The organism is Streptomyces sp. NPDC044003 (assembly GCF_056435185.1).
In genome coordinates this window covers 932544-949076 of record NZ_JBWKFA010000002.1, presented here as the reverse complement: position 1 = coordinate 949076, position 16533 = coordinate 932544, and the positions used below count along the sequence as shown (strand labels likewise).

Genomic DNA, 16533 nt, shown 5'->3' with positions numbered 1-16533 from the left:
CGGGCACGGCAAAGAGCCCCGTCCATCGAATGGACGGGGCTCTCGCCGTGGCGACCTACGAGGTCAGGTGATCAGTGGTGGCCGTGGCCGCTCTGGATCTCCTTGTACTCCTCGACCGTGGGCTTGGCGATCTGGCTGTCGTCGCCGTAGTAGCCCTTGTTGAGCTTGACCCGGAGCTTCTCCATGCGGCCGATCTTGCGCTCCACGCCGTTCTCGTCGACGGCCGGCGGAAGCTCCGCGGCGTCGTACTGCTCGTGCGCCGTGAGGCGGTGCAGCTCGCCTTGGCTGAGCGGCTGGTGGACCTCGACGAACTCACCGTGCGGCAGGCGCTTGATGATGCCCGACTCGCGGCCGTGCAGCACCTTGTCCTTGTCGCGGCGCTGGAGGCCGAGGCAGATCCGCTTGGTGGCGATGAACGCGATGACCGGGCCGGCGAAGAAGAAGATCCGCACGAACCAGGTGATCGAGTTCAGCGACAGGTGGAAGTGGGTCGCCCAGAGGTCGTTTCCACCACCCACGAGCATGATCATGTACGCGGTGATCCAGGCGACACCGAAGGCGGTGCGCGTCGGAGCGTTGCGCGGGCGCTGCGCGATGTGGTGCTCGCGCTTGTCGCCGGTGATCCAGGACTCGATGAACGGGTAGACCGCGATGGCCGCGAGGACCGCCGGGAAGATCGCCAGCGGGATCATCACGCCGAGGACCAGCGTGTGGCCCCACAGGTTGATCTCCCAGCCCGGCATCACTCGGATCAGACCCTCGGCGAAGCCCATGTACCAGTCGGGCTGGGCGCCGGTGGACACCTGGTCCGGGCGGTACGGGCCGATGGCCCAGATCGGGTTGATCGAGGCGATCGCCGCGATGACCGCGATGACACCGAAGACCAGGAAGAAGAAGCCTCCGGCCTTCGCCATGTACACGGGCAGCAGCGGCATGCCGACGACGTTCTCGTTCGTCCGGCCGGGGCCGGCGAAGTGCGTGTGCTTGTGGACGAACACCAGGATGAGGTGGGCGACCACGAGACCCAGCATGATGCCGGGCAGCAGCAGCACGTGCGCCGAGTAGAACCGGGCGACGAAGTCGCCGCCGGGGAACTCGCCGCCGAACAGGAACATCGAGAGGTACGTGCCGAGGACCGGCACGGACAGGATCGCGCCCTGCATGAAGCGGACACCGGTGCCGGAGAGCAGGTCGTCCGGGAGCGAGTAACCGGTGAAGCCGGTGAACATGCCCAGGAAGAACAGCAGGAAGCCGAACAGCCAGTTGATCTCACGCGGCTTGCGGAACGCGCCGGTGAAGAACACGCGCATCATGTGCACGAACATGCCGGCGAGGAAGATCAGCGCCGCCCAGTGGTGGATCTGCCGGATCAGCAGACCACCGCGCACCTCGAAGGAGATGTGCATGGTCGAGTTGAACGCCTCGGACATCAGCTGTCCCTGGAGCGGGACGTACGGTCCGACGTACTCCACCTCGTTCATCGACGGGTGGAAGAACATCGTCAGATAGACGCCCGTCAGGATGATGATGAGGAAGCTGTAGAGGCAGACCTCGCCCAGCATGAAGGACCAGTGGTCCGGGAAGATCTTCCGCATGTTGGCCTTGGCCAGCGTGTAGATCCCCAGGCGGCCGTCGGCCCAGTCCGCGACCCGCTCACCGGCGGGTGCTTTCTTACTCGTGGTCACGGTGCTCATCCGCGCTCCCAGAAGGCAGGACCGACGGGCTCGTCGAAGTCGCCGAGCGCCTCGAGGAAGCCCTTGTCGTTCACGCCGATCCGCAGCTGCGGAAGGGCGTGACCGGCCGGGCCGAAGATGACGCGGGCGCCGTCGGAGAGGTCGAAGGTGGACTGGTGGCACGGGCAGAGCACGTGGTGCGTCTGCTGCTCGTACAGGGAGATCGGGCAACCGACGTGGGTGCAGATCTTCGAGAACGCGACGATGCCCTGGTGGGACCACTCGAGCTCGCGCTTGTCCTTGATGTCCTCCGGCTGGATCCGGACGATCATCAGGGCGGCCTTGGCGATCTCGGTCTGGAAGTGCTCGTCGTGCTCCGAGAGGCCCTCGGGCATCGCGAAGGTCAGCGAGCCGACCGCGACGTCCTCGGGACGCAGCGGCTCGTGCGTGTTCATGTTGATGAGCTGGAGCCCCTTGGCCCACAGCGTGGACCGGAGCTTCTTCTCGGGCAGCGGGCCCATGTCACGCAGCAGGACGATGCCGGAGAGCGGGACAAGCGCCAGCGCACCGAACATCGTGTTGCGGATGAGCTTGCGGCGGCCCATGCCCGACTCCGCGGCACCGGCCGCGAAGTCCGCCATGACCTTCGCCTTGACCTCGGGCGTCGCCGCCATCGGGTGACGCTCGTCGGCGACCTCGACGTCGGACATCAGGGTGCGGGCCCAGTGGACCGCGCCCGCGCCGATGAAGAAGAGGGCGGCACCGAGGGTCATACCCAGGGCGAAGTTGAGCGCGGACACGTGGCCGAAGGGCCAGATGTACACGATCTTGTCGACCGGGAAGATCACGTACGAGGCGATGAAGGCGACGGTGGCCAGCATCGACAGCACGAACATGAAGGCGACCGCACGCTCGGACCGGCGGGCGGCCCGCTCGTCGATGTCCTGGATGCGGGGCTTGTGGGGCGGAAGGCCCGGGTCGGCGAACGGGTCGTCGGCGACCTTCACCGCGCCGTGCGCGGTGTCCTGCCCTGCCGGCAGGGTCTCTTCTGGAATCTCTTGGCTACTCATGACTTCTTGGCCTTAGCGGTGTGGGCCGCGACCCAGATGGCAACTGCGATCAGCGCGCCCAGGCCGAAGACCCAGGCGAACAGGCCCTCGCTGACGGGGCCGAGGCCACCGAGCTTGAGACCGCCCGGGCTCTCGGTCGTGTCGCTGTTGACGGCCTGGACGTACGCGATGATGTCCTTCTTCTCCTTCTCCGGCATGGTCGTGTCGGGGAAGGAGGGCATGTTCTGCGGGCCGGTCTGCATGGCCTCGTAGAGGTGCTTCGGGTCCACGTCTTCGAGGCTCGGGGCGTACTTGCCGTAGGTCAGCGCGCCACCCTCACCGGTGAAGTTGTGGCACTGGGCACAGTTGGTGCGGAACAGCTCGCCACCCTTGGCGATGTCGGCACCGTCAGGGCTGTACTGGCCCTCGGTCGGCGTGATCGCACCGGCACCGAGAGAGGCGACGTACGCCGCGAGCTGATCGATCTCAGCCTGCGTGTAGATGACCTTCTTCTTCGGGACCTGGGCGCCCGGCTGCTGGGCCGGCATACGGCCCGTGCCGACCTGGAAGTCGACCGCGGCCGAGCCGACGCCTACGAGGGACGGGCCGTCAGAGGTGCCCTGACCGCCGGTTCCGTGGCAGCTGGCGCAGCCGACGGAGTAGAGCTTCTTGCCCTCCTCGATGGCGAGGGACTGGGCGGTTTCATCGGCCTTCGCCGTGCCCGCGGGCGCGAACGCGGCGTACAGCCCCCCCGTGGCCGCCAGCGCGAGAAGTAGGACGACGACCGCCGCCAGCGGATGGCGTCGTCGTGCGGAGAGCTTTTTCACGGATTACCCCGGTGTCAGGATCTTCTGCGTCGATGCTTGCTGGATGTCTCGGTCCGCCGTGGAGGCGGAGCCGATTACTTGATCATGTAGATCGTGGCGAAGAGGCCGATCCAGACGACATCGACGAAGTGCCAGTAGTAGGACACGACGATGGCGGCGGTTGCCTGCTCGTGGGTGAACCTCTTGGCGGCGTACGTCCGGCCGAGGACCAGCAGGAAGGCGATGAGACCGCCCGTCACGTGCAGGCCGTGGAAGCCGGTGGTCAGGTAGAACACCGTGCCGTACGCGTCGGAGGAGAGCGAGAGGCCGTCCTCCTTGACCAGCTGGGTGTACTCGAAGACCTGGCCGCCGATGAAGATGGCACCCATCACGAACGTGATGATGAACCACGTCCGGAGCTTCTTCACATCGCCCCGCTCCGCGGCGAAGACGCCGAGCTGGCAGGTGAGGGAGGAGAGCACCAGGATCGTGGTGTTGGTCGCCGAGAAGGGGAAGTTCAAGGCCGAGGCCTTTTCCGCCCAGAACTCGGGACCCGTCACCGATCGCAGGGTGAAGTACATCGCGAAGAGGGCCGCGAAGAACATCAGCTCGGAGCTCAACCAGATGATGGTTCCGACGCTGGTGAGGTTCGGTCGATTGACCGACGGGTGCGCGTGCCCTGTTTCTACTGTCGTTACTGTCGCCACGACCGACATTATGTCGGTCGCTTATCCCGCCCTCACTCCGGGGGGTGCCGTTCGGAGTGTCAGGGGGGTGTGTCCAGCCCGAACGGCCCAGCGGGAAGGCCCCGGAGCACCGTTCGAACAGCTGCTGAACGGGTGTTGACGGGGTGTGGACCGGAGTAGCATCCGGCGCATCGATCGACGACCTTCCCACGGACTTCCCCACGGAGGAACGATGCAGTCGAGTGCCACGGTCCTGGTCTACAGCGACGACGCGAACACCCGCGCGCAGGTGCGGCTCGCGGCCGGACGCAGGCCCGCGACCGACGTTCCCCCGGTCGAGTTCGTGGAGTGCGCGACGCTGGCCGCGGTCCTGAAGCGCCTGGACGAGGGCGGGATCGACGTGTGCGTGCTCGACGGCGAGGCGGTGCCCGCCGGAGGCATGGGGGTCTGCCGGCAGATCAAGGACGAGGTCTTCCACTGCCCGCCGGTACTGCTGCTGATCGGGCGGCCCCAGGACGCCTGGCTGGCCACCTGGAGCCGCGCGGACGCCGCGGTCACCCTTCCGGTGGAACCGGTCGAGTTCGCGGCGTCCCTGGCGACCCTGCTGCGCTCACGCCTGTCGATCGACGCCTGAGCCGTTCAGGGCGCGTCGCCGCTCAGATCGAGGGCCTCAGACGGGCCTTCTCGGTGGAGACCACCGGGTTTCCGGCGGTCTCCACCAGGGCGCTGCCCTGGCGCCACTTGTCCCACTCCATGTTCCAGTCGCCGAAGCCGTTGCCGAAGGTGTCCATGGTGTCGCCGATGCTGTTGACGACGCGGACGATGTCGCCCGGGCGGACGGTCTCGTAGAACCAGGCCGCGTTCTCCGTCGACATGCCGACACAGCCGTGGCTGACGTTCTCGACGCCCTGCGAGCCGACGGACCAGGGCGCCGCGTGCACGTACTCGCCGCTCCAGGTGACCCGGGTGGCGTAGTACACGGGCAGGTCGTACGAGTCGGAGCTGCCCTCCGCGATGCCGATGCTGGTGCCCCGCATCCGGACGTAGTACTCCTTGCCGAGGACGACCTTGATGCCGTTGCGGGTGGAGAAGCCCGGCTTGCCGGTGGTCACCGGGATGGTGTTGATCACTTCCCCGTTGCGCTTCACGGTCATCTGGAGCGATCCGGCGTCGGCGACGGCCTCGATACGGTCGCCGATGGTGAGCTTCAGCGGCTTGGAGGCGCCGCCGTAGAGCTTGTCGCCGACCTTGAGGCCGTCCAGGTTGCCCGTGACCGTGACGTGCGCCCCGGCCGGCCAGTACTCCTTCGGACGGAAGTGCAGTTTCTTGTCGTCCACCCAGTACCAGGCGCCCTCGACGGCGGGTGTGGAACGGACCTTGAGGGCCCGTTCGACGACCGCGCGCGCCGACCGGTCCTTGACCGGGAGGCTGAGCTCCGCCGTGATGGGCTGCCCGACGCCGTACGTGCCCGCCTCCGGCCCGAAAGTCGCGGTGAGGGCCCGTTTGGCCGGAGCCGTCTCGAAAGTGAACGTACGGGCACCTGGGGCGCCGTCCTCGTCCTCGGTGGCCACCTGGACGGTGTAGCGGGCGCCGGCCGCCAGGGCGGCCGTGGAGCGCCAGCGCTGCCCGTCCGCGGTGAGTTCGCCGGCCAGGTGGTGCCCGGAGGCGTCGGTGGCGGTGACGTCGGTGATCCGGCCGTCGTCGCCCTTGGTGGTGATCTCCAGGGGCTTCTCGGGGTCCGCCTTGGCTCCGTCGGCGGGGGCGTTGACCGCGAGCTGGTCGGCCGCGTCGTAGGCCTTCTCCGACAGCGGGTGGTTGTCGGAGCCCGCGCACGCGGTGGCACCCGCGGTGACGGTGACAGCCAGAAGAGTGCAGCTCAGAACAGTCCGAATGCGCGGCGTGTCGTTCATGACTTCACGCTAAATACGATCCTCGCGGCAGGCGCGCCGAGTGCTGCAAAAGAGGGGCCCGGACGCTTCGGTGACGAAGTGTCCGGGCCCCTCTGTGTGCTCCGGTGCGGAGCGGGGTACCGCTACTGGTTCTGGTTCTCGCCGCGGTAGAACTCGAAGACCCAGCCGAACAGGCCGACGAGGATCAGCGGGGCGGAGAAGTACAGGATCCACCAGCCCATCGCGATCGCGAGGAAGGCGAGCGCGCCACCGACGGCCAGCGAGAGCGGCTGCCAGCTGTGCGGGGCGAAGAAGCCCACCTCACCGGCCTCGTCCGCGACGTCGGCCTCCTTGTCGTCCTGCGCCATCGCGTCGACACGCTTGGCCGTGAAGGCCAGGTAGTAGCCGATCATGATGGCCAGGCCGAAGGCCAGGAAGAGCGCCGTCGTACCGACCGGCTCCTTGGACCAGACGCCGTAGAGGACCGCCATGGCAAGGATGAAGACGCTCAGCCAGATGAACATCTTGCCCTGGATCTTCACTTGCCGGCCTCCTTGCTGCCCGTGAGGGCCGCGGCCTCGTGCGGCTTGTTCTCGAGCTGGTCGACAGCCGCGATCTCAGGGTGGTGCAGGTCGAACGCCGGGGATTCCGAACGGATCCGCGGCAGGGTGAGGAAGTTGTGCCGCGGCGGCGGGCAGGACGTCGCCCACTCGAGCGAACGGCCGTAGCCCCACGGGTCGTCGACCTCGATCTTCTTGCCGTACTTGGCGGTCTTCCAGACGTTGTAGAAGAACGGCAGGATCGACAGACCGAGCAGGAACGAGGAGATCGTCGAGATCGTGTTCAGCGCGGTGAAGCCGTCGGCGTCGAGGTAGTCCGCGTAACGACGCGGCATGCCCTCGGCACCGAGCCAGTGCTGCACCAGGAACGTGCCGTGGAAGCCCACGAACAGCGTCCAGAACGTGATCTTGCCGAGGCGCTCGTCGAGCATCTTGCCGGTGAACTTCGGCCACCAGAAATGGAAGCCGGAGAACATCGCGAAGACGACGGTGCCGAAGATGACGTAGTGGAAGTGCGCCACGACGAAGTACGAGTCGGAGACGTGGAAGTCCATCGGGGGCGAGGCCAGGATGACGCCGGTCAGACCACCGAAGGTGAAGGTGATCAGGAAGCCGACGGCCCAGAGCATCGGGGTCTCGAAGGACAGCGAGCCCTTCCACATCGTTCCGATCCAGTTGAAGAACTTCACGCCGGTCGGTACGGCGATGAGGAACGTCATGAAGGAGAAGAACGGGAGGAGCACGCCACCGGTGACGTACATGTGGTGCGCCCACACGGTCACGGACAGACCGGCGATCGCGATGGTCGCGGCCACCAGACCGATGTAACCGAACATCGGCTTACGGCTGAAGACCGGGATGACCTCGGAGATGATGCCGAAGAACGGCAGGGCGATGATGTACACCTCTGGGTGTCCGAAGAACCAGAAGAGGTGCTGCCAGAGCAGTGCTCCGCCGTTCGCCGCGTCGAAGACGTGGGCACCGAACTTGCGGTCCGCCTCCAGGGCGAACAGCGCGGCCGCCAGGACCGGGAACGCGAGCAGGACCAGGACACCGGTCAGCAGCACGTTCCAGACGAAGATCGGCATGCGGAACATCGTCATGCCCGGAGCGCGCATGCAGATGATCGTGGTGATGAAGTTGACCGAACCGAGGATCGTGCCGAAGCCGGAGAAGGCCAGACCCATGATCCACATGTCGGCGCCGACACCCGGCGAGCGGACGGCGTCCGACAGCGGGGAGTAGGCGAACCAGCCGAAGTCGGCCGCACCCTGCGGGGTGAGGAAGCCGGCCACCGCGATGATCGAGCCGAAGAGGTACAGCCAGTACGCGAACATGTTCAGCCGCGGGAACGCCACGTCGGGCGCGCCGATCTGCAGCGGCATGATCCAGTTCGCGAATCCGGCGAACAGCGGCGTCGCGAACATCAGCAGCATGATCGTGCCGTGCATCGTGAACGCCTGGTTGAACTGCTCGTTCGACATGATCTGCGTACCCGGACGGGCCAGCTCGGCGCGCATGAAGAGCGCCATGAGTCCGCCGATGCAGAAGAAGACGAACGACGTGACGAGGTAGAGCGTACCGATCGTCTTGTGGTCCGTAGTGGTCAGCCACTTGATGACCACGTTGCCGGGCTGCTTGCGCCTGACGGGCAGCTCGTTCTCGTACGAGTCCTCAGCTGCGGAGGCCTGGGTTTCGTCGTGGATGCTCACAGTTGGTGCTTCTCCGCATTCCTGGCCGGGTCCGTCTGCTCGATGCCAGACGGGATGTAGCCGGTCTGCCCCTTCTCGGCCAGCTCCTTCAGGTGCGCCTGGTAGCGCTCCGGGGAGACCACCTTGACGTTGAAGAGCATCCGGGAGTGGTCGACACCGCACAGCTCGGCGCACTTCCCGAGGAAGGTGCCTTCCTGCGTCGGGATGACCTCGAAGGCGTTGGTGTGACCCGGAATGACGTCCTGCTTCATGAGGAAGGGGACCACCCAGAAGGAGTGGATGACGTCACGGGAGGACAGGACGAACCTGACCTTCTCACCCTTCGGCAGCCACAGGGTCGGGCCCGGGTTGCCGGTCTGCGGGTTCCGGTCGCCGGGGATGCCGGCGTCGTAGACACCGCCCGCGTTCTCCGGGAAGTCCGCGAGGTACTTGTCCGGGAGCGAGGCGAGGTTCTTGTCCGTCTTGGCGTCACCCTGAACACCGGGCACGTTCTCGATGTAGTTGAAGCCCCAGCTCCACTGGTAGCCGACCACGTTGACCGTGTGGGGCGGCTTCGGGGTGAGCTCGAGGAGCTTCGACTCGTCGCGTGCGGTGAAGTAGAAGAGCACCGAGACGATGATGAGCGGGGTGACCGTGTACAGCGCCTCGATGGGCATGTTGTAACGGGTCTGCGGAGGTACCTCGACCTTGGTCCGGCTGCGCCGGTGGAAGATGGTGGCCCAGAGGATCAGGCCCCACACCAGGACGCCCGTGATGAGGGCGGCGGCCCAGGAGCCCTGCCACAGGGAGAGGATCCGAGGCGCCTCTTCCGTGACGGGGGTGGGCATACCAAGGCGGGGGAAGTCTTCCCAGTTGTACGAGCAGCCCGTGGCTGTCGCCAGGATCAGGCCCGCAGTCAGCACCTGCGGCAGCTTCCGCCGCATCGGGCGCCGCGACGAGCGGTCGGAGCCGTTGGGACTCACGTAGCGCCTTCCCGAGAGTCTCGGCCCGCGTTGGTCGGCCACGGCCGTCCGTCTCGCTGGTCGGTCGCCGCCCCGGCCGCGGGCAGGGGTTTGGATGTTTATGCGGACCAAACCCTACTGGACGCTATTTGGGGTCGCGCGGGGAGGGTGCCCAACGCGCCGTCCGAGTCCCCGAAGGGGTGGACTCCGACCTTCCGGAGGGGGCTACGGCACGCCCGTTCGGCGGCCTGCCGACGCGCCGGGCCGGGGTTCTGACGGGGGCTCATCAGGGGCGGGGGACGGTGGGGGCTTCGGGCCGCGGGGGCGCGGTGGGCGGTCCGGGGTCCCGGCCGCGGGGGCTCGGTGGGAGGTGGGGGCTTCGGGCCGCAGGGGCTCGGCGAACGGTGGGGGCCTCGGGCCGCGGGGAATCGGTGGGCGGTGGGGACCTCGGGCCGCAGGGGCTCGGTGGGAGGTGGGGACCTCGGGCCGCGAGGGCTCGGCGAGCGGCGGGGGCTTCGGGCCGCGGGGGCGCGGTGGGCGGTGGGGCCTTCGGGCCGCAGGGGGTCGGCGAGCGGCAGGGACCTCGGGCCGTAGGGGGTCGGCGAGCGGCAGGGACCTCGGGCCGTAGGGGCTCGGCGCAGGCCCGGGTCCCCGGGCCGCGGCGGCTCGGTGGGAGGCGCGGTCCCCGGGCCGCGGGGGCTCTTCGCGTGCCGGGGTCCCCGGAGCCGTGGTGGTGGATCCGGGCGTTCTACCGTGGGTGGATGCCGTACTTCGACGCCGCGTCCGCCGCTCCCCTGCACCCCGTCGCCCGTCAGGCGCTGCTCGCCTCCCTGGACGAGGGCTGGGCCGACCCGGCCCGGCTCTACCGGGAGGGCCGGCGGGCCCGGCTGCTGCTCGACGCCGCCCGGGAGGCCGCGGCGGAGGCCGTGGGGTGCCGCCCGGACGAGCTCGTATTCACTCCTTCGGGGACGCGCGCGGTTCACGCCGGAATCTCCGGCGCGCTCGCGGGACGTCGGCGTGTCGGAAACCGGCTCGTGGTCTCCGCGGTCGAACACTCCTCCGTCCTGCACGCGGGAGAGACCCACGCGGCGGCGGGCGGCACGGTGACCGAGGTGCCGGTGGGCCGCTCGGGCGCGGTGGGCGCGTCCGCATTCGCGGCGGCGCTCGACTCCGGCACCGCCCTGGCCTGTCTCCAGTCGGCCAACCACGAGGTGGGGACCGAGCAGCCGGTGGCCGAGGTCGCCGAGGCCTGCCGGGCGGCAGGGGTGCCGCTGCTCGTGGACGCGGCCCAGTCGCTGGGCTGGGGTCCGGTGGAGGGCGGCTGGTCGCTGCTCGCGGCGAGCGCGCACAAGTGGGGCGGTCCGGCGGGCGTCGGCCTCCTCGCGGTGCGCAAGGGGGTCAGGTTCGCCCCCCAAGGCCCGTCCGACGAACGGGAGTCGGGCCGGGCGCCGGGCTTCGAGAACCTGCCGGCGATCGTGGCGGCGGCGGCCTCGCTGCGGGCCGTCCGAGCGGAGGCGGCCGCGGAGGGGACGCGGCTACGGGCCCTGGTGGACCGGATCCGGGCGCGGGTGCCGGAGCTGGTGCCGGACGTGGAGGTGGTGGGCGACGCGGTGCGCCGGCTCCCCCACCTCGTCACCTTCTCCTGTCTGTACGTCGACGGGGAGACGCTTCTTCACGAGCTGGACCGGGAGGGCTTCTCCGTTTCGTCCGGTTCGTCGTGTACGAGTTCGACGCTGACGCCCAGCCATGTGCTGCGCGCGATGGGGGTGCTGAGCGAGGGGAACGTCCGGGTGTCCCTGCCGACCGGTACGACGGAGGAGGACGTGGACCGCTTCCTCGCCGTGCTCCCGGGGGTGGTGGCGGGCGTACGGGAACGACTCGGCGCCCCCGAGTCCGTACCGTCCGCCCCGGCGTCCTCGGGCTCGCTCGTCGTGGACTCCCTGGGCAAGCGCTGCCCGATCCCGGTGATCGAACTGGCGAAGGTGATCGGGGAGGTGCCGGTGGGCGGGACGGTGACGGTGCTGTCGGACGACGAGGCGGCGCGGCTCGACATTCCGGCGTGGTGCGAGATGCGGGGGCAGGAGTATGTGGGTGAGGAGCCTTCGGCGCGGGGTGGTGTGGCGTACGTGGTCCGCCGCGTGTCGTAACCCTCACGGGGCCGGCGCCCCGCCGCCGTGTGGGCCCTCGCTGGCCGGGGGCGTCGCCCCGCCCGCGGGGCCCGCGCCCGCGATGGGCGGCGCCCCGGCCCACCCGCCGTGTGGGCAATCGTCCCGCAGGGCGGGACGGGTGGGCACACGGGACGGCGCCCTCTAGCGGCGCCCCCGCCTTCCGCGCCCTGACCCGCACCCCAGCGGCGGCGCACAACGTGGTGCGGGTCAGGGCGCGGAAGCCTCGGGCGCCGACAGGGCGCGGGTCCGTTGTGCCCACCCGTTCCGCCCCAGCGGAACGATTGCCCACAACGGGGCGGGCGGGGCCGAGCCCCGTGTTTTAGAGGAGGTGGGACTGGACCTCCGTCGCCGCCTCCTCGCCGTACGCCTTCGTGAAGCGCTCCATGAAGTTCGCCCGCCGCAGCGTGTACTCCTGCGTGCCCAGCGTCTCGATGACCAGCGTCGCGAGCATGCAGCCGACCTGCGCCGCGCGCTCCAGGCCCACACCCCACGACAGACCCGTCAGGAAGCCCGCGCGGAAGGCGTCGCCGACGCCGGTCGGGTCGACCTTGGCCGTCTCCTCGGGGCAGCCGACCTCGATGGGCGTCTCGCCGACCCGCTCGATGCGCACGCCGCGCGAGCCGAGCGTGGTGACGCGGTGGCCGACGCGGGAGAGGATCTCCGCCTCGGTCCAGCCGGTCTTGGACTCGATGAGGCCCTTCTCGTACTCGTTGGAGAAGAGGTACGTGGCGCCGTCCAGGAGCGTGCGGATCTCCTCGCCGTCCATCCGCGCGATCTGCTGCGAGAAGTCCGCGGCGAAGGGGATCTCCCGGGTCTTGCACTCCTCGGTGTGGCGGAGCATCGCCTCGGGGTCGTCGGCGCCGATGAGGACGAGGTCGAGGCCGCCCACGCGGTCGGCGACGGCCTTGAGCTCGATCAGCCGGGCCTCGCTCATGGCGCCGGTGTAGAAGGAGCCGATCTGGTTGTGGTCCTTGTCCGTGGTGCAGACGAAGCGCGCCGTGTGCAGGACCTCGGAGATGCGCACGGAGCCGGTGTCGACACCGTGCCGGTCGAGCCACGCGCGGTACTCGTCGAAGTCGTAGCCGGCCGCGCCGACCAGGACCGGGTTGCCGCCGAGCTGGCCCATGCCGAAGCAGATGTTGGGGCCGACGCCGCCCCGGCGGACGTCGAGGTTGTCGACGAGGAAGGAGAGGGACACCGTGTGGAGCTGGTCGGCCACCAGCTGGTCGGCGAACCGGCCGGGGAAGGTCATCAGGTGGTCGGTGGCGATGGAGCCGGTGACTGCGATACGCACGGCGGGGTGCTCCTGCGAATTCGGTAGGGCGCGCGAAGCGCTCGAAAGGGGCGACAGTTCACGCTACCGGGTGGGGCGCGGCCTGCCGAACAGTGGAAACTACCCCAGAGTAGGCCTTTTCCCCGGAGTGGTGTGGTGCATACGGTGCGCCCATGACCACGTACCCCGCTCCCCGTGAGCGACACGAGTCCGAGTTGAGCCTCGCCCAGCTGCGCGGGGACGGTGCTCGGATGGCCCCCCACTGGGTCACCCCGGTCTCCCCCAAGCCCGTACCGGTCTCGCCCGCGTCGATCCACGGCGTGGTCGTTCCGGCGGCCTCGGCCCGGCTGATCGACGCCACCGCCGAGTACGGCGGCTGACGGACGGAACCGTCCGCCCCTCCGCTCCGTCCCATCGGCGTCCGGTCGAGACGAGGGAGCTTTGCGGTGAGCGGTACGGAGAACGTACGGAGGCGACGGAACGTCATCGCCGCCTCGGTGGCGGCGGGTGTGCTGCTCGCCGGGGGCGGTGGCGTCTATCTCGCCGTCGCGGCGACGGCGCCCGGCGAGGCGACGCCGGTCGCGGTGGGCGGCAAGGCCCACGACGCCGTCGGGACACCTCCGCCCCTGCGCCTGGAGGGCGGCGGCGGTGACACGGGCGGCGGTCCCGGGATCGCGCCCGGTGAGCCCGACCCGGGCGGCGGCTCGAACGGGACGGTCTACAAAGCCAAGGGCCACCTCCCCCAAGGGCCCTCCTCGGCCGCGGTCCACCGGCCCGAGGGCCTGGTCACCTCGGCCGAGGTGACCAGGCTGGCCGAAGCACTCGGCATCGAGGGCCGGCCCTCCCTCGTCGGGGACGTCTGGACGATCGCGCCCGAGAAGGACGGTTCGGGGCCGCGCCTCGACGTGGCCCGGAAGGCGCCCGGGAGCTGGTCGTTCTCCTGGTACGACGGCGGCCCGGTCGGCGACTCCTGCCTCAAGGGCAAGGAGTGCCCGCCGCCGGGAGAGGCGAAGCCCTCGCGGGGTGGTTCGCCGGTGAGCGAGGCGGCGGCGAAGGCGGCGGCCGTCCCCGTCCTGAAGGCGCTCGGCCAGGACGACGCGAAGGTGACCGCGAGCCAGGTGATCATGACTTCGGTGCGGGTGGTCAACGCCGATCCGGTGGTGGGCGGGCTGCCGACCTACGGCTGGTCGACGGGGCTGCACGTCGGCGCGAACGGCCGGGTGTTCGCCGGGAGCGGGACGCTCAAGGAGCCGGTGAAGGGCGCCACGTACCCGGTGATCGGGGCGGCGAAGGCGCTCGCGGAGCTGAACGAGGACTCGAAGGGCACGGGCCCGGTCGGCATCGGCGGTTGCGCGATCGACCCGCCGGCGGCAGCGGACGTCGACGGGAGCGGCAAGGACGAGCCCGCCGCGCCCTGCCGGTCGGCCGTGGACACGGCGCCGCCGACCGAGGTCCCGGTGACGGCCGCCGTCTTCGGCCTGGCCGCCAAGGACGTGGCGGGAGAGCGGCTGCTCGTGCCCACCTGGCTGTTCACGGCGGACCCGGTGGACGGGGCGCCGTACACGGTGACGGAGACAGCGGTGGCCCCGGAGTACCTGGCGCCGCCGGAGAAGCCGTCGCCGGTCACGAGGCCCCAGCAGGTCGAGTCGTACCGGACGGCGGACGACGGCCGGAAGCTGTCTCTCACCTTCTTCGGCGGGGTGTGCGCCACGTACACCGCGAAGGCCGTCGAGACCCCGGAGAAGGTGACGGTGCGGATCGAGGAGAAGTCCGACCCCGACACGGTGTGCATCGCGGTCGCCAAGGAGATCACGCTGACCGTGACGCTGCAGAGCCCGCTGGGTGGGCGGACCGTGGTGGACGCGGCGAGCGGTCAGGCCGTGCCGCGCCGCTGAGTCCGCGCGGGCGGGTACGCGTGAGGGCGGCGGCCCGGGGAGCTCCCGGGGCCGCCGCCCTCACGTGCGTACAGGCTTAGCTGAACGAGTCGCCGCAGGCGCAGGAGCCCGTGGCGTTCGGGTTGTCGATCGTGAAGCCCTGCTTCTCGATCGTGTCGACGAAGTCGATCGACGCGCCGCCCAGGTACGGGGCGCTCATGCGGTCGGTGACGACCTTGACGCCGTCGAAGTCCTTCACGACGTCGCCGTCGAGCGAACGCTCGTCGAAGAACAGCTGGTAACGCAGGCCGGAGCAGCCGCCGGGCTGAACGGCGACGCGCAGGGCCAGGTCCTCGCGGCCTTCCTGGTCGAGGAGGGCCTTGACCTTGGCCGCGGCGGCGTCGGACAGGAGGATGCCGTCGCTGACAGTGGTCTTCTCGTCCGATACGGACATCTGCTTCTCTCCCGGTGTGTACGGAGACTGCTTGCCGACGGTTGCAACCGACGGTGCCCCGGATTCATTCCGGGCCGAGTGGGGTCTTCCCTCTTTCATGCTCGCACACCATGTCCAGGAGCGCGGACAGCGAATTCGTCACATCGACACTATGGCCATCGTCATCCTGACGTGAAGCGGTTATGATAGATAGCGTCATTTCGACGAAAAGCGTTTCCGAAGACCCCGAAGAAAGGGTGCGTGACGTGACCACCGCCCAGCCCCTGGATGTGCAGCCGACGCCGCTCGCCCTTCTCCTGCTCGGTCGCGAAGCCGACCCGAAGAGTGAGCGCGGCGTGGAGTGTCCCGGCGATCTGCCGTCGCCCTCCGACCCGGACCTCGTGGAGCGCGCCCGCGCCGCGAAGGAGAAGCTCGGGGACAAGGTCTTCGTGCTCGGCCATCACTACCAGCGCGACGAGGTCATCCAGTTCGCCGACGTGACCGGCGACTCCTTCAAGCTCGCGCGCGACGCCGCCGCCAAGCCGGAGGCCGAGTACATCGTCTTCTGCGGTGTCCACTTCATGGCGGAGTCGGCCGACATCCTCACCGTCGACGACCAGAAGGTCGTCCTGCCCGACCTCGCGGCCGGCTGCTCGATGGCCGACATGGCCACCGCCGAGCAGGTCGCCGAGTGCTGGGACGTGCTGACCGAGGCCGGCGTCGCCGAGCAGGTCGTGCCCGTCTCGTACATGAACTCCTCGGCCGACATCAAGGCCTTCACAGGCAAGCACGGGGGCACGATCTGCACCTCGTCCAACGCCGAGCGGGCCCTGAACTGGGCCTTCGAGCAGGGAGAGCCCGGCACGACAAAGGTCCTGTTCCTGCCGGACCAGCACCTGGGCCGCAACACCGCCGTCCGCGACATGGGCATGTCCCTCGACGACTGCGTGGTCTACAACCCGCACAAGCCGAACGGCGGGCTCACCGTCGAGGAGCTGCGCGCCGCCAAGATGATCCTCTGGCGGGGCCACTGCTCGGTGCACGGCCGCTTCTCGCTGGACTCGGTGAACCACGTCCGCGAGCGCATCCCGGGCGTGAACGTGCTCGTCCACCCCGAGTGCAAGCACGAGGTCGTCGCCGCCGCGGACTACGTGGGCTCGACCGAGTACATCATCAACACCCTGGAGGCGGCCCCGGCCGGTTCCAAGTGGGCGATCGGCACCGAGCTGAACCTCGTCCGCCGGCTGGCGAACCGTTACGCCGACCAGGGCAAGGAGATCGTCTTCCTCGACAAGACGGTCTGCTTCTGCTCGACGATGAACCGCATCGACCTCCCGCACCTGGTGTGGACCCTGGAGTCCCTGGCCGAGGGCAACCTCGTCAACCAGATCCAGGTCGACAAGGAGACGGAGAGCTTCGCCAAGCTCGCCCTGGAGCGGATGCTGGCGCTGCCGTAACGGTTCTCCCGT

15 protein-coding genes are annotated in these 16533 nt (G+C 69.2%); 5 read left to right on the top strand and 10 right to left on the bottom strand.

Annotated features, from left to right (window positions below; all coding sequences use genetic code 11):
- Positions 1-71: 71 nt before the first annotated feature.
- The 4 genes from qcrB to ctaE all read right to left on the bottom strand — a co-directional run bounded on the left by qcrB (position 72) and on the right by ctaE (position 4244).
- Positions 72-1694: a cytochrome bc1 complex cytochrome b subunit gene (qcrB, locus tag AC07AW_RS10945; protein WP_478815108.1), complete on the bottom strand. Its 1623-nt coding sequence runs from the start codon at positions 1692-1694 to the stop codon at positions 72-74.
- Positions 1691-2743, bottom strand: coding sequence for a cytochrome bc1 complex Rieske iron-sulfur subunit (qcrA, locus tag AC07AW_RS10940; RefSeq protein ID WP_478815107.1), 1053 nt, complete (start codon positions 2741-2743; stop codon positions 1691-1693). The genes qcrB and qcrA overlap by 4 nt, the downstream gene beginning before the upstream one ends.
- Complete coding sequence (gene qcrC / locus AC07AW_RS10935; RefSeq protein ID WP_478815106.1) at positions 2740-3549, bottom strand: cytochrome bc1 complex diheme cytochrome c subunit; 810 nt, start codon at positions 3547-3549, stop codon at positions 2740-2742. Before qcrC ends, qcrA begins: the two co-directional genes overlap by 4 nt.
- Positions 3550-3623: 74 nt before the next feature.
- The gene (gene ctaE / locus AC07AW_RS10930) at positions 3624-4244 is read right to left on the bottom strand and encodes an aa3-type cytochrome oxidase subunit III (protein WP_478815105.1); all 621 of its coding nucleotides are present in this window, start codon (positions 4242-4244) and stop codon (positions 3624-3626) included.
- Between the two features lie 202 nt (positions 4245-4446).
- Between ctaE and AC07AW_RS10925 the strand changes: the two genes are divergently transcribed.
- Entirely contained in the window at positions 4447-4848 is a 402-nt protein-coding gene (locus AC07AW_RS10925) for a hypothetical protein (protein ID WP_478815104.1), read from the top strand.
- A 22-nt stretch (positions 4849-4870) separates the two neighbouring features.
- Here AC07AW_RS10925 and AC07AW_RS10920 read toward each other — a convergent pair whose 3' ends face one another.
- The 4 genes from AC07AW_RS10920 to ctaC all read right to left on the bottom strand — a co-directional run bounded on the left by AC07AW_RS10920 (position 4871) and on the right by ctaC (position 9337).
- Positions 4871-6124 (bottom strand): L,D-transpeptidase, encoded by a 1254-nt coding sequence (locus AC07AW_RS10920; RefSeq protein WP_478815103.1) that lies wholly within the window; start codon positions 6122-6124, stop codon positions 4871-4873.
- A gap of 122 nt (positions 6125-6246) precedes the next feature.
- Complete coding sequence (locus AC07AW_RS10915) at positions 6247-6645, bottom strand: cytochrome c oxidase subunit 4 (RefSeq protein WP_478815102.1); 399 nt, start codon at positions 6643-6645, stop codon at positions 6247-6249.
- Positions 6642-8375, bottom strand: a complete 1734-nt coding sequence (ctaD, locus tag AC07AW_RS10910) for an aa3-type cytochrome oxidase subunit I (RefSeq protein ID WP_478815101.1) — start codon at positions 8373-8375, stop codon at positions 6642-6644. The genes AC07AW_RS10915 and ctaD overlap by 4 nt, the downstream gene beginning before the upstream one ends.
- On the bottom strand, positions 8372-9337 hold the full coding sequence (gene ctaC / locus AC07AW_RS10905; RefSeq protein WP_478815100.1) for an aa3-type cytochrome oxidase subunit II: 966 nt from the start codon (positions 9335-9337) through the stop codon (positions 8372-8374). Before ctaC ends, ctaD begins: the two co-directional genes overlap by 4 nt.
- 740 nt (positions 9338-10077) lie before the next feature.
- Here ctaC and AC07AW_RS10900 point away from each other — a divergent pair.
- Positions 10078-11463, top strand: coding sequence for an aminotransferase class V-fold PLP-dependent enzyme (locus AC07AW_RS10900; RefSeq protein WP_478815099.1), 1386 nt, complete (start codon positions 10078-10080; stop codon positions 11461-11463).
- A 340-nt stretch (positions 11464-11803) separates the two neighbouring features.
- Here the strand turns inward: AC07AW_RS10900 and AC07AW_RS10895 are convergent, their stop codons facing one another.
- The gene (locus AC07AW_RS10895) at positions 11804-12778 is read right to left on the bottom strand and encodes a carbohydrate kinase family protein (RefSeq protein ID WP_478815098.1); all 975 of its coding nucleotides are present in this window, start codon (positions 12776-12778) and stop codon (positions 11804-11806) included.
- A 152-nt stretch (positions 12779-12930) separates the two neighbouring features.
- Here AC07AW_RS10895 and AC07AW_RS10890 point away from each other — a divergent pair, with 152 nt between their 5' ends.
- Entirely contained in the window at positions 12931-13137 is a 207-nt protein-coding gene (locus tag AC07AW_RS10890; RefSeq protein ID WP_478815097.1) for a hypothetical protein, read from the top strand.
- Between the two features lie 66 nt (positions 13138-13203).
- Positions 13204-14652: a hypothetical protein gene (locus tag AC07AW_RS10885; protein ID WP_478815096.1), complete on the top strand. Its 1449-nt coding sequence runs from the start codon at positions 13204-13206 to the stop codon at positions 14650-14652.
- A gap of 76 nt (positions 14653-14728) precedes the next feature.
- Here the strand turns inward: AC07AW_RS10885 and AC07AW_RS10880 are convergent, their stop codons facing one another.
- Positions 14729-15085, bottom strand: coding sequence for a HesB/IscA family protein (locus tag AC07AW_RS10880; RefSeq protein ID WP_015033024.1), 357 nt, complete (start codon positions 15083-15085; stop codon positions 14729-14731).
- A gap of 245 nt (positions 15086-15330) precedes the next feature.
- Here AC07AW_RS10880 and nadA point away from each other — a divergent pair, with 245 nt between their 5' ends.
- Positions 15331-16521: a quinolinate synthase NadA gene (gene nadA / locus AC07AW_RS10875; RefSeq protein ID WP_478815095.1), complete on the top strand. Its 1191-nt coding sequence runs from the start codon at positions 15331-15333 to the stop codon at positions 16519-16521.
- Positions 16522-16533: the final 12 nt, after the last annotated feature.